At 37.6% G+C, this 13819-nt stretch carries 9 protein-coding genes; 6 read left to right on the forward strand and 3 right to left on the reverse strand.

Annotated features, from left to right (window positions below):
- Nucleotides 1-819 precede the first annotated feature (819 nt).
- The 6 genes from SAGCYANO_RS12080 to SAGCYANO_RS12105 all read left to right on the forward strand — a co-directional run bounded on the left by SAGCYANO_RS12080 (nucleotide 820) and on the right by SAGCYANO_RS12105 (nucleotide 7313).
- A complete protein-coding gene (locus SAGCYANO_RS12080) occupies nucleotides 820-1011 on the forward strand; it encodes a hypothetical protein (protein ID WP_202220302.1) in 192 nt (63 codons plus the stop codon).
- Between the two features lie 109 nt (nucleotides 1012-1120).
- Nucleotides 1121-2629 (forward strand): class I adenylate-forming enzyme family protein, encoded by a 1509-nt coding sequence (locus SAGCYANO_RS12085; protein ID WP_237396082.1) that lies wholly within the window; start codon nucleotides 1121-1123, stop codon nucleotides 2627-2629.
- A gap of 329 nt (nucleotides 2630-2958) precedes the next feature.
- On the forward strand, nucleotides 2959-4083 hold the full coding sequence (locus SAGCYANO_RS12090; protein WP_202220303.1) for a 3-oxoacyl-ACP synthase III family protein: 1125 nt from the start codon (nucleotides 2959-2961) through the stop codon (nucleotides 4081-4083).
- 130 nt (nucleotides 4084-4213) lie between these two features.
- Nucleotides 4214-4978, forward strand: coding sequence for an SDR family oxidoreductase (locus tag SAGCYANO_RS12095; protein WP_202220304.1), 765 nt, complete (start codon nucleotides 4214-4216; stop codon nucleotides 4976-4978).
- A 576-nt stretch (nucleotides 4979-5554) separates the two neighbouring features.
- Nucleotides 5555-6316 (forward strand): SDR family oxidoreductase, encoded by a 762-nt coding sequence (locus SAGCYANO_RS12100; RefSeq protein ID WP_202220305.1) that lies wholly within the window; start codon nucleotides 5555-5557, stop codon nucleotides 6314-6316.
- A gap of 235 nt (nucleotides 6317-6551) precedes the next feature.
- The gene (locus tag SAGCYANO_RS12105) at nucleotides 6552-7313 is read left to right on the forward strand and encodes an SDR family oxidoreductase (protein ID WP_202220306.1); all 762 of its coding nucleotides are present in this window, start codon (nucleotides 6552-6554) and stop codon (nucleotides 7311-7313) included.
- A 127-nt stretch (nucleotides 7314-7440) separates the two neighbouring features.
- On the opposite strand, the gene SAGCYANO_RS44580 is transcribed toward SAGCYANO_RS12105, so the two are convergent.
- From SAGCYANO_RS44580 to SAGCYANO_RS44590, 3 genes are all read right to left on the reverse strand, one after another.
- Nucleotides 7441-9252 carry an ATP-binding protein gene (locus SAGCYANO_RS44580; protein ID WP_237396084.1) on the reverse strand — a complete coding sequence of 604 codons (1812 nt, stop codon included), beginning with the start codon at nucleotides 9250-9252 and terminating at the stop codon, nucleotides 7441-7443.
- Nucleotides 9253-9416: 164 nt separating this feature from the next.
- Nucleotides 9417-10682 carry a hypothetical protein gene (locus tag SAGCYANO_RS44585; RefSeq protein WP_237396086.1) on the reverse strand — a complete coding sequence of 422 codons (1266 nt, stop codon included), beginning with the start codon at nucleotides 10680-10682 and terminating at the stop codon, nucleotides 9417-9419.
- Nucleotides 10683-10696: 14 nt separating this feature from the next.
- On the reverse strand, nucleotides 10697-12883 hold the full coding sequence (locus SAGCYANO_RS44590; RefSeq protein WP_237396087.1) for an AAA family ATPase: 2187 nt from the start codon (nucleotides 12881-12883) through the stop codon (nucleotides 10697-10699).
- Nucleotides 12884-13819: the final 936 nt, after the last annotated feature.

Below are 13819 nucleotides of genomic sequence, written 5' to 3' on the forward strand. Positions count from 1 at the left end.
CTAATAGCTGACAGCTGAATGCTTACGTCTACAGTTATCAAAAAAACGTATTTTTCAATACATTTTTCTCCCGAAAAAGACGAACTAAGACTTACCCATAACTTGTCAATTTAGTCAAGTTTTATGTTAAGAAATATGTGGGTAAAGCATAGCCAGGAGGGGAGGGGAAGACAGGATAAATGGGAATTTACAGGAGGTAGGAGTAAGAATTGTAAGAATGATTTTTCTGCCCAACTATGCGCCTAAAATGGCTTTGTTGCATGAAAGTATATAGCTGCGACTAGACTCCCGAGATGTACTTCATAATGGGCGGAAACTGCTGTAACTATTGGACAATAGATAAATCAAACATCAATCTCCCGAAAGTGAACGTACGCTTGACTCTGACTCTATCTAAACTCAACATAACTATTGGACAATAGATAAATCAAACATCAATCTCCCGAAAGTGAGCGTACGCTTGAGTAAGGGACTAGCAAAAAAATAACTTACCAGATCGTCTTTTGTACAACAAAGCCGCCTAAAATACTAACTTTTTGAGCATGAAGAACTGAAAACCAGGCACTTTTTAAAGGCCCCAAAAAGGCTCTTTTCTTTATATGTCAATGCTTTTAGATTTAATCAGCAAGCCCTAATTACTTCAAGTCGAATTAAAAGAGAGAGGATGTATTTCGGTTTCTTTCCTACTCCCTCACTCCCCTACTCCCCCACTCCCCTACTCCCTTACTCCCCCACTCCCCCACTCCCTGACTCCCCCACTCCCTGACTCCCCTACTTCTTCATTTTGATTGGTTAAGCCAGGAAAATAAGGATATTTCCATGAAAATTAAAACTTTTTTCCCAGAAGTTTGTTGTAGATGGTTGTCTCTTTTTCATAAAACTAAATTCTGCAAAAAACTACAATTTTGGGTAGAAACAATCGACCATTGCCGAAAAATTTTTCAACTAGATACTAGGGATTGGCAACAAATATGTAAAATCATAGCTCCGGCTGATTGTATTGCCAAATAAACTACTTCAAAGGTTGCTTTTAGCTTCCAAAAAATTAGCTGATAGCTAATAGCTGACGGCTGAATGCTTACTATAAAACTACTTTCTACACCATGGAAAAACAAATATTTTGGGTGACAAAATAACGATGAATATTACACAACATATTGAAAGAGGCGCTCAATTTTTCCCTCAAAAAACAGCTTTAATTTTTGAAGAAAAAGCTTTTACTTACGGCGAACTAAATGAGTTAGCAAATCGTGTAACTAATGGTTTGCGACATTTGGGAATAAAATGTGGCGATCGCGTAGCTTTGTTGTTGCCAAATATTCCTGAATTTGTCATTACTTATTTAGCAATTCTCAAACTTGGTGCCGTGGTTGTTTCTGTTAATTCAATGCTGAAAAGTGATGAAGTTTGCTTCATCCTTAATGATAGTGAAGCAGTAGCAGTTGTGACAACAGCATCTTTGAGGGAGCAAATACCCGACCGGGATCTAACTTTTCTGAAGAACGTTTTAATTGCTGAGGGTGAAACAGATACAAATATCAGCTTGTCTACTCTGATGGAAAAAGAGAGTTCTGATTTCAAGGCAGTTTCCATGGAACCGACTACCCCTGCTGCTATTGTTTACACTTCTGGCACCACTGGTTTTCCTAAAGGGGCAACCCTGTCTCATGGGAATATCTGTTCTAATATGCACTCAGTTAAGCATTGTTGTAATACTGACTCTGATGATAAATTGTTGCTTTTTTTACCCCTTTTCCACTGTTTCGGTCAGAATTTTATTCTCAATGGTGGGTTAAACGCTTGCGCAACAATTATTTTGCAGCGACGGTTTAAGCAAGAAGATGTATTGAGAGCTGTTCAAAATCATGGCGTTACCATGTTTTTTGGAGTTCCGACAGTGTTTTTACGCTTGCTGGAAACTGGTGTATCGCAGTCAGATTTTAACTCCGTACGCTATTATTTTAGTGCTGCTGCTAAAATGTCTGTAGAACTTGTGTGTCAGTGGCAAGAATTTTGTGGTAAACTGATATATGAGGGTTATGGATTAACAGAAACTTCACCTTTTGCTTGTTACAATCACGATTTGAGATATAAATTGGGTTCCATTGGAATGCCAATTGAAAACGTAGAAATGAAAGTTGTAAATGAAGCTGGCAACGAGCTTGAATGTGGGGAAGTTGGAGAGCTGTTAATACGCGGTCCGAATGTCATGTTAGGATATTGGAATCGTACAACAGAAACACAGAAAGTCTTGCGTAATGGCTGGTTTCATACAGGCGATCTAGGCAGGATGGATAAGGATGGCTATTTCTATATTGTTGACCGCTTGAAGGATATGATTAATGTTTCTGGGTTCAAAGTGTATCCTTCCGAAGTAGAAAAAGTAATTCTGGAACATCCTGCTGTACTTGAGGCAGCGGTATATGGTATGAGCGATCGCCTGAAAGGGGAGGTTGTGAATGCTAATATAGTTCTCAAGTCTAGTCAATTTGTTGCTGCTGAGGATATGAAAAGTTTTTGTTCTCAGAGAATAGCAAATTATAAAGTGCCTCATACATTTCGCTTTGTTGATTCTATTCCCAAAAATTCTACAGGGAAAGTTCTCAAGCGTGTTTTGCAGCATACTTAGTACCGTAGTCGATCTTTGACATCGACTCAACACCACCAAGTCTTTGTTGGGTTTCTCCTCCAGATAAGCTCCGCTAACGAGTAGCTTAACCCAACCTACTGGACCGACACACCTTAAATTGTGCATTAGGGAGTAGGGGAGTGGGGGAGTGGGGGAGTAGGGGAGTAGAAGAGATAAAGACAACTAGAAATAAAAATCTATTGCACAGTTTTAGCTGTGTCAGTCTACTACATATTGCATTGCTGCCTAAGTTTTGACAAAAATTACTGTTTTCATCCCAACAACTGCTCAACTTCCACTTTTTTGTAAATAAATAGGAATAAATAACAATGAATCAATCTGTAGGTATCCGAGCACTTGCAGTTAATTTTCCAGAGTATGTATTAACAAACGATCACTGGAAAAAGAACTATCCAGATTTGTTACTTAAACTCGAACAAAAAAATCAAACTTTGCAACTGTTTGACAACGAATCACAACAAAATGATAATTGGGTGCAAGCTGTTAAACCTTATCGAGAAGATATTTTTCGAGGCACTTTAGAAAGAAGAGTTTTAACTGGAGATGAAACTACTATGACTCTTGAATGTGGAGCAATAGAAAAGGTGTTGCAAGCTGCAAAACTAGAAATTAATGAAGTAGACTTGCTAATTTCTTGTGCAATGTTTCCAGAAAGATTAGTAATTGGCAATGCCACTTTAATTGCGCGAGAATTAGGTTTTAGAGGTACAGCTTGGAATATGAATGCTAGTTGTGGAGGTGCTTTATTAGCCTTAGACCATGCTGTTTATGCAATCCAAAGCCAGAAAATAGACAGAATTTTAGTGTCTGTATCATGCGATTATTCTAGGCATATAGAGCATACAAATCCATTTTCTTTTACTCTTGGAGATGGAGCTGCAGCTTTTATTGTGGAAAAAGTTCAAACAGGAGAAGGATTACTTCATTCTTATTCAACGAATACCCATGAATCTTGTGATGTAGTTTATCCCAAACTTAGTGTAGATGAAAAAGGAGAAATAAAATTATTAATTGCCATCAATAAAGAAACTGTCAAATATGTCACTTCTTTATTGATTAAATATTTTCAAGAATGCTCTACAAAAGTATTATCTCAATCAGGAATTAAACTGGAAGATATAGATTTCTTTGTACTTTATCCACCTACTGCCGGGTACATTGACTTTTGTGCTTCAGAATTGAATATTCCTAAACACAAAACTATTGATATCTTTCCTCAGTATGGAAATATTTCTGTTACTTCGGTGATGGCTGCTTTATATCATACAGCCGAACAGAAAAAAATTAAAAAAGGTGATTTAGTGATGACCTATGCTCATGGTTTTTCAGGGGCTGCTGCTGCTCATCTTATGCGTTGGGGTGATGTGGCTTTAGGAGCTGTTCCTCCAACATCAGAAAGTTTGATGAAGCTCACTACAACAGTTGGAGTTTAATTTATTTTGAGAGTGAAGTTTTTGTTAAATTGTCATTGTATACATTACTTCACTCTCTAAAAGAATTTCACCAATTATTTTCAACATTCTCAGATAAGTGTTATTAAGAAAAATCAAAGGAGTATCAAAGATGTCATTTTCAAAAGAATTTGATGGAAAAGTTGCTTTAGTTACAGGAGGTTCATCCGGTATAGGTAAGGCAGCAGCTCTTGCTTTTGCTCAAGCTGGAGCCAAGGTAGTCATTGCCAGCAGAGGTGTTGAGGAAGGAGAGCAAGCAGTACACGAAATTTGTGCTAGAGGTAGTGATGCTATCTTTGTGAAGACTGATGTGTCTCAGGCTAACGAAGTAGAGGCATTAGTGAACAAGACCGTAGATACCTATGGCCGTTTAGACTGTGCATTCAACAATGCTGGTGTTGGAGTGCTACGTCCATTAATCAATTACTCAGAAGATGACTGGGATTATGTTATGAACATTAATCTTAAAGGAGTTTGGCTTTGTATGAAATACCAAATAAAACAAATGCTTCGACAGGATAGCGGTGCAATTGTCAACAACTCTTCTCTTGCAGGTGTGGTTGGTATGGCAAATATTTCTGTTTATACAGCAAGTAAAGGTGGAGTTATAGCCATGACTAAAGCTACAGCCATTGAGTATGCTAAATCAGGCATCCGCATCAATGTCATTAGTCCTGGTTTTATTGAAACACCTATATTTGAGAAGGTTCCTACAGAGCGAGTCGATCAATTTTTAGAAGGTCTTTCTCTTCCTCCAATGGGGCGTTTTGCTGATTCTGATGAAGTAAGTGGAGCAGTTTTATTTTTATCTTTAGGTCGATCATCTTTCATTACAGGACAGAATTTAATAATTGACGGAGGATATACTGCTCAATAAATTAGTTCTTCTTCTTTTTCTTTTATCATTGCGTGGATGATGAAAATTCTTGCAATAATGTTGTTCAGAATTAAAACTATTTCAATAATTGATAATTGATAATGGATAATTGATAATTACCTCTCCCTAAAAGGAAGAGGATTGAATCAAAGGAAAATTTTTTCTCTCTTGGTCGATTGGATATGGCGAGGAGACCTCGCCATCCCTCGACCGCTTGTTTCTCCACGGCGAGTGAGAGGCTTTAAACCTTAATTATTCGGTAATCCAATCTTTGTGAAAGGGAACTAGGAGCAGGAAAAAGAGAAGATAAAATCTAATATCATGTCCGAACGCAATCGTTTGTGTATAAAGTTGGGGAAATATCTAGCACCATATAAGGTTTTTCCTTCTCTTGTAGGAGCGATTTCCGTTCCGGAATGCTCCTAATTACCCGTTTGCGGAGCATGACCTAGGAAATCGCCCCTACTTCTTCCTTCTTCCTTCTTCCTTCTTCCTTACCTTCTCTATACAATATCGATGCTACCGGACATGATCTAAATGAGTTTTAGCCGATCATAAATAACAGGAGTATTAAAGATGTTATTCTCAAAAGAATTTGATGGAAAAGTTGCTTTAGTTACAGGAGGTTCATCCGGTATAGGTAAGGCAGCAGCTCTTGCTTTTGCTCAAGCTGGAGCCAAGGTAGTCATTGCCAGCAGAGGTGTTGAGGAAGGAGAACAAGCAGTACACGAAATTTGTGCTAGAGGTAGTGATGCTATTTTTGTCAAGACTGATGTGTCTCAGGCTAGGGAAGTAGAAGCATTAGTGAACAAAACTGTAGATATTTATGGCCGTTTAGATTGTGCATTCAACAATGCTGGTATTTCACAAATACATCCAATCACTGATTCTTCTGAAGAAGATTGGGATTGTATTATCAATATTAATCTCAAGGGAACATGGCTTTCTATGAAGTATGAGATTGCACAAATGCTTAAACAGGGTAGCGGTGCAATTGTCAACAACTCTTCTATTGCAGGTGTAATAGGCATACCCAACCTTTCTATTTACTCAGCAAGCAAGGGTGGGGTGATAGCTATGGCCAGAGCTGCAGCAATTGAGTACGCAAAATCAGGCATCCGTATCAATGTTGTGAATCCTAGCTTCATTAGAACTCCAATATTAAATAAATTTCCTACCAAACAACTCAATAAGTTCTTAGAAGAGCATCCTCATCCTATAGGTCGTATTGGTACTCCTGAAGAGGTTGGGGAAACTGCAGTGTGGCTTTGTTCAGATCGTGCTTCCTTCATTACAGGAGAGAATTTAATAATTGACGGAGGATACACTGCCCAATAATATCATGTCCGGTTGAATACTTATTATTAAGATAGTAGGGGAGTAGGGGAGTAGGGGAGCGGGGAGTAGGGGAGTAGAGGAGTAGGGAAGTAGGGGAGAATGATAACCCTGTAAGGACGTTGCATGCAACGTCCCTACTTTGTGGTCTACTCAAATGAAAAGCGCTGTAAACTAACTGGATTTTATTCAGGTTAATAGATTTCCAGATTTATTGAAACAAAAGGAATATTGAAAGATGTCATTATCAAAAGAATTTGATGGCAAAATTGCATTAATTACAGGTGGCACATCAGGCATAGGAAAAGCAACAGCTCTCGCTTTTGCACAGGCTGGAGCTAAGATAGTCATAGCTGGTAGGCGAGCTACTGAAGGAGAAAAGGCAGTACAAGAAATTTGCGCCAGAGGTGGTGATGCTATTTTTGTCAAGACTGATGTGTCTCAACCTAATGAAGTGAAAGCACTAATCAATAAAACAGTAGAATCTTACGGTCGGCTCGACTGCGCCTTTAACAATGTGGGTAATGGGTTAAACCGTCCGCTAACCGAGCATACAGAAGATGATTGGGATTATATAATCAACGCAAATCTAAAAGGTATGTGGCTTTCTCTGAAATATGAACTTCCGATAATGCTCGAACAAGGAAGTGGCGCAATTGTTAATATGTCATCTGTTGGTGGTGTTGTGACTATCATGCCTGGTATGTCTGTGTATTCGGCAGCTAAAGCTGGAATTATTGGTTTAACTAGAGCAGCAGCAATTGAATATGCTAAATCTAATATTCGGATTAATACAATTAGTCCCGGAGCTATAAAAACTGATGCTTTGGAGAATAATTTTACCCCCGACCAACTTACTTTGATCGATGGGTTGCATCCTGTTGGGCGAATCGGTAAACCAATGGAAGTTGCTGAAGCAGTAATGTGGTTATGTTCTGAAAGCACTTCCTTCGTTACAGGACATAATCTGATAATTGATGGAGGATATACTGCTCAGTAAATGAGGGAAAAATTTTCAGTAGTCCTCTCCTTGAGAAGGTGGTTAGATAAGCAATCTCTGACAATTAAAATTGCTTTACTCAGCAGCGCTTATGAGAAATATTATTGCCAATGACGCAAGTTTCACATCATCCCTCAATAGGAATTTCTATAATCAATTCCGTGCCTTGTCCCAGTTGAGAAATACACTTCAATTGTCCTCTATGTTGCTGAGTAACGATTTGGTAACTAATAAACAACCCAAGTCCAGTTCCTTGGCCGATCGGTTTAGTGGTGAAGAACGGTTCAAATACCCGTTGGCAAGCGATTTCGCTCATTCCTATCCCATTGTCAGCAATGCGAATTCTAGCAGTTTGTGCGTCTTGCACCTCAGTAGTAATGGAAATTTCGAGGCCACTTCCAATCTCCGAAGTTGTTAAAGCATCGATCGCGTTGCTGAGAATCTGTAGGAATACTTGATTTAGTTGACTGGCCCGACAGTTAACTGGGGGTAATTTTCCGTAGTTTTTGACTATAGCAATTTCTGGGCGGGAGCTATTAGCTTGGAGCCTATGTTGCAAAATCATTAAAGTATTCTCTAATCCTTCGTGGATATCTACCTCCTTCATGTCTGATTCATCAAGGCGAGAGAAGTTCCGCAAACCAAGAATAATTGTACTAATGCGATTGCTCCCTGTTTCCATGGAATCAAACAATTTTTCTAAATCGTCACCCAAAAACTCTAAATCGATCTCTTCTAATTTCTCTTCTATGGCTGAATTAGAACCCGAAGAGTTTTGTTTGTAAAGTTCGACCAGTTCAAGTAACTCGTGGAAATATTCGCGAGCATGAGTGATATTACTGGAGATAAAGGTGATGGGATTATTAATTTCGTGGGCAATTCCTCCGACCATTTGTCCCAAAGCAGACATTTTTTCCGTTTGGATCAATTGAGTTTGAGTTTCTTGCAATTTAAGCAGGGTTTGCTGTAAGTCTAGGTTTTTCTCCTGAAGTGCTTGAGTTCTGTGTTTGACTTGGGCTTCCAAATTGTAGTTGTATTCTTCTAGATTCTTGTAAAGTCTGGCGTTTTCTATGGAGATTGCAGCTTGGGTCATAAGTAGCTGGAGGACTTTTATGCGGTCTGGAGTAAATGCTCCTGTAGCCAGGCTGTTTTCTAGGAGGAGGAGAGCAATAAATTTTCCTTGCTTGAGGATCGGAGTACACAAGAGACTTTTGGGCTGGTGTTCGATCAAGTATGGATCTCCAGCGAAGGTAGTTTCTGTTTCAAGCTGATTGATGAGTACAGTTTGTTGAGTCTGTTTGACGGTGTTGATAACAGTATGGGGTAAACTTTTATTTAGGTCGTCGAAATGTGTGATGCATGAGTCAGAGTCGCCGCTCAGGCATTGAATAGGAATTTCCCAAGTGCCAGAGTTGTTCAAAACTAAAGTTCCTTTATTGGCTCCAGCATTTTCCATGAGGATGTGCATCAATTTATCAAGCAAGCTATTTAGTTCGATTTCCTCTGATATAGTTTGGGAGGCTTTAATAATAGTATAAAAGTCGAGGTTTTTGCTAGTTTTGCTGGTAATTGAAGATATAGTTTTTGTGAGATCAATTTTTGTGATTTCTGGTGTTTGGGTGCGAATAATTAGCTTGGAGTGGCGTTCTTCTAGGTCTTTGATTTTGGCAGTAGCACCCCAATTAATATAGCAGTAATAGGCGTCCGTCATGTAGGCTTTGGCTACTTTTTCTCTACCAAGAGACAGATAAAATTCTGCCACTCTTTCGTTGGCGATCGCTTCTTCGTGGATGTAACCATTTTCTGATGCTCCAGAAATTGCTCTTTCGTAGTAGGTTGCTGCTGTTTCATTTTCACCTAAAACTCTAGCCATTTCTGCTTCTACCAGCTCGTATTTGTGTTGGAAGTTCATCGGGGCGTGCTGTGCCCATTTTTTCATTTGTTTTTGGTTGGATTTGACTTGCTTTAAGTATTGTTTTTGTTCTTTCGGGGGTACAGTGGAGTAGTTGGCGAGCAGCGCTAGGGAGTAGTAGAAGTTGTATTGAGCAAAATACATTGTACCTTTCAAACTCTCTTGATACTTTTCTCCAAATGTAGCAACTTTTACTGCTTGTAAAGTATCTTTAAATAAATAAAAATCATCAATTTTATCAGGCTAATTTCTAAGATACCCGCCTGATTATTAGCCTGGATAAAACTGTCAGCATAATTTTGATCGAGCTTGGCCAAAATACCTAATTTTCTCTCACTTGAATCACTCAAAAGATATTGGACACAATCATTCCATGCGCTAGCGACATTTATGTAGTATTTTTTTTGACTGCTGATAATTATAGTTAGATAATCTTTTTGAATTTTCGCTGTTTCTTCCAAATTTTTACCTCGAAATAAAATATTGGCACAATAAGTAATAGCACATTCACAAGCATATTGAATATCCCCATTTAACCACCCATATTGAAACGATTCTACTAATTCTGATTCTGTTTCTTTGAGATGTTTTTTCCAGATTTTAATAAAAAGATTAAACATCAGATAAACTTTTGCTTTATATTCTTTGGCATTATATTTATTTAATAACTCTATAGATAAAACTCCGAAATTGTATCCGGTCTCAAAATCTCCTATAGCTGAACATAAAATAATGCTATAACTTCCAAATACATAAGCAGATAGAGGTGAATTTCCATGTTTTAAACATAGATCCACCATTTTAAATATTAGTAATGGAAACAGGTTAGGATTAACACCAAAAGCAACAGGAATAGCAGAAATTGCTATTTTTATCGCTGCTAGCTTGTAGGGGTCATTCATTTCTGGCAAATTAGCTAAATTATCGACTGAGTAGCGACTAAGGGAAAATTTGATGGATAAATATTCTTTGATGATCGTTAATTTACTAATTTTTTTTGGGAAGGTAAGTTGAAATTTTTCCAATACATTCAAAGAAGTATCAAGTGCTTGTTTACTTTGGTTTTGAGAGGTATGAAATTCTATTAATAATTCATAAACTTTGACTTGTTCAAGTAATTTTGTAGTTCTGGCAAATATAAATTCTGACAATTTTTGCGCCCGCTCAAAATTAGTGTTGAGATACTCAACTTCTAGTGTTTCTACATAGAGTTCTCTTGTCAATTCATAATGACTCTCCCAACTATTTGTGGGTAACAACTCTAACCCTAGATTCAAATATCTACCCGCCGCCTCATAAGCTGTAGCTCCTTTGGCTTTTTTCCCCGCCCATAAATTTAATTTTAACAACCCTTCTTTTAACTCTGTTTCTGTGATTAAATCTCGCCCTATATTCAACTGATTTACCACATCAAATATATTCTCTTCTATTTGTTCAGAGGGAATACTTTTCCACAACAACTTACCGATTTTTAGATGAATTTTTTTCTATTTTCTTCGGGAATAAGTGAATATGCTGCTTGCTGCACTCTGTCATGCAAAAAACGATAACTTACCTTAGATTTATCAAATAATAATTCTTCGGCATTGTCGTTTTCTGAAAATAATAAGGGAATTTTATAATCCTGAGTTAGTGGTAATATTAAACCTGCTTGTAAAGCATTCCATAAATCTTGTGCTGTCTGAGTCGCAGATTTTTCGTTAACAACTGCTAATACATCCAAACTAAATTTATTACCAATACAAGCTGCTAGTTTTAAAAGTTTTTGGGTAGTTGTTGATAGTTTTTCAATATTCCTAGCAACTAATTCTACTACTCCTAAATCTGCTATTCCAAAACTTTGAATCTGCTCAATATCCCAAATCCAAGATCCAACTGTAAAATCAAATGTTAATAATTTTTCTGTATACAATGTTTTGAGGAGTTGAGTTAAGAAAAACGGATTACCTTGAGTTTTACTGTATAGTAGGTCTGATAATTGAATGAGTCGCTCATTAGTTGTAGTAGCTTCTTCTGATAATGTTTCTGCTACTAATTGTCTGAGATGATTTATTTTTAGAGGTTCTAATATAATTTTATTAACTGTTGTGCTGGTTTTTTGGATTTTTTCTATGGTTTGGATGGTCGGATGTACTGGGCTAACTTCGTTGTCTCGATAAGCTCCGATCAATAATAAGTGTTGGGTTTCGCTGTCCGTCATTAATTGTTCGATCAGGTTTAATGATGCTAGGTCAGCCCACTGTAAGTCATCGAGAAATAAAACTAATGGATGCTCTGGTTGAGCAAAGACACGGACAAATTTTCCGAATAGTTGATTGAAACGGTTTTGTGATTCAGTTGCTCCTAACTGCGCTGCTTTTTCTTGTTTACCGATGATTAATTCTAATTCTGGGATGATATCAATGATGATTTGACTATTTTCTCCTAATGCGGTTAATAGTTTCTGCTTCCATTCGGTAACTTTTAGTGTAGTTTCCGTAAGTAACTGGCGAATTAGCTGTTGAAAAGCTTGGCTGATAGCAGCATAAGGAATATCTCGTTTTAATTGATCGAATTTGCCACCAACAAAATAGCCTCTGGCTTTAACTATGGGTTTATGTACTTCATTAACAACTTTGGTTTTACCGATCCCGGAGTAACCTGTAACTAGAATGATTTCTTTATTGCATTGATTAATATTATTGCCATCCTTATTATTGCCATCCTTACTGACACGACCAAAAGCTTCTAAGAGGAGGTTGACTTCTTTTGTCCTACCATAGAGTTTCTGGGGTATGTTAAATTGACCTTTTTTGTCCTTCTTTCCTGGAGTAAAAGCTTGAATTCTGTTAATGGTTTGTAGTTTACTCAAGCAATATTCAAGGTCTGCTTTTAATCCGAGGGCGCTTTGATAGCGGTCTTCAGCGTTTTTTGATAGCATTTTCATCACTATTAAGGATATAGCAATGGGAATTTCTGGGTTAATTTGGTGTGGGGGAATAGGGGTTTTAGCTATGTGGGAATGGATGATTTCCATTGGGTCATTGCTATGGAAGGGAAGCTGTTTAGTGAGCATTTGATAGAAGGTGACACCCAAGGAGTAGAAGTCACTGCGATAGTCTATGCAGCGGTTCATGCGTCCAGTTTGTTCTGGAGATATATAAGCTAGAGTGCCTTCTATATAATTTGGGTTGATGATGCTCTGAGTTTCTGTTTCTAGACGGGTGGCAATGCTGAAGTCGATGATTTTTGTTTTTTGTGTGGTGGTTTGGATCAGGATGTTGTGGGGTTTAATATCTTTGTGGATGATTTGTTGTTGATGTATTTTATCTAGGGTTTCACTAAGTTGGATGGCTATATTGAGAAATTGGAAAATTGCGATCGATGAGTCTGTTATATATTGTTTGAGAGATAGGGAGTTGAAGTATTCGAGGACGAGGATGAGGCGATATTCTTGGTGGATCAGGTCTATGGATTTGACAATTCCTTCAAAGTTGAGGTTTTTGAGGATATTGTATTCATGTCTAATACGCGCAATTTCTTCTGGAGCTGGGTATTCAGAAGTTTGCGTTTTGAGGACAACTCGGGTAGAATCAGACTGACGTAATGCCCTATATAATATGTTATTGTTGCCTTGGTATAAGGTTTGTAAATTTGAATAGCCAGGGAGAGTTAGCATAGTTTTTATTTTTTGGAGATTGTTCAGCAAGAACATTGAAAGGTAGGGGAGAAAAAAAGAGTGAATTATGTCTAGTAGTCTAGTACCTAAAAAGTACTAATGTTAAGTTTATTTTAATTTTATTTCATCAACTTGTCGATCGTCAAGAAAAAATCTCAGATAGAGAAAGAAATCAGTAATGAAAGATGCTTCAATAATTGATAATTGATAATGGATAATTGATAATTACCTCTCCCTAAAAGGAAGAGGATTGAATCAAAGGAAAATTTTTTCTCTCTTGGTCGATTGGATATGGCGAGGTTTCCTCGCCATCCCTCGACCGCTTGTTTCTCCTTAAAAGGAGAGGCTTTAAACCTTAATTATTCGGTAAAATTTTGCCTCTATTACACCATAAATACTATTTTATGCATCAGTAAATATATCGTTTTATGTTAAATATAGCAATCAGGAATGAGTTGTGAGAATTGAGATATTCCTTAAAAGTATAGAATATAGCAATTATTATATTCATATGATATGTTTTTTTCGTATCTGCTCAATAAATGGGGGCGGACTATCAGTTTAGGAATGATTTTACGCCATTTGAGGCTTGCCATTTACAGATTTACCCCGGATTATTGAGCGGTTACTTTTTTTTCTTCTTCTCTGTTCCCAGATCCCAGATCCCAGATCCGGTGTTCCCTAAAAGTTTTCAATATCTCACAACTCAAATCATATTGCTATATTAAGACTTTGAAAAAACATATATACCCGCATCTTTAATAGTGATATCAAATCCGTTTAATTGGACATAATTCTTCAATCGTCATAACTACGCTCATCTTTATAATTATTTCTCCTCCTGACTCCTGACTCCTGACTTCCAGCCGTTTTGCTAGGGCACAACTTTCCTATCTTTCCCCCTACTCCCTACTCCCTACTCCCTACTCCCTACTC

Source organism: Okeania sp. KiyG1, from assembly GCF_014132355.1.
Lineage (GTDB): Bacteria > Cyanobacteriota > Cyanobacteriia > Cyanobacteriales > Microcoleaceae > Okeania.

Coding starts and splice junctions, on each gene's coding strand:
- SAGCYANO_RS12080 (WP_202220302.1), top strand. CDS start 820: ATGAAAATTAAAACTTTTTTCCCAGAAGTTTGTTGTAGATGGTTGTCT.
- SAGCYANO_RS12090 (WP_202220303.1), top strand. CDS start 2,959: ATGAATCAATCTGTAGGTATCCGAGCACTTGCAGTTAATTTTCCAGAG.
- SAGCYANO_RS12095 (WP_202220304.1), top strand. CDS start 4,214: ATGTCATTTTCAAAAGAATTTGATGGAAAAGTTGCTTTAGTTACAGGA.
- SAGCYANO_RS12100 (WP_202220305.1), top strand. CDS start 5,555: ATGTTATTCTCAAAAGAATTTGATGGAAAAGTTGCTTTAGTTACAGGA.
- SAGCYANO_RS12105 (WP_202220306.1), top strand. CDS start 6,552: ATGTCATTATCAAAAGAATTTGATGGCAAAATTGCATTAATTACAGGT.
- SAGCYANO_RS44580 (WP_237396084.1), bottom strand. CDS start 9,252: ATGAAAAAATGGGCACAGCACGCCCCGATGAACTTCCAACACAAATAC.
- SAGCYANO_RS44590 (WP_237396087.1), bottom strand. CDS start 12,883: ATGCTAACTCTCCCTGGCTATTCAAATTTACAAACCTTATACCAAGGC.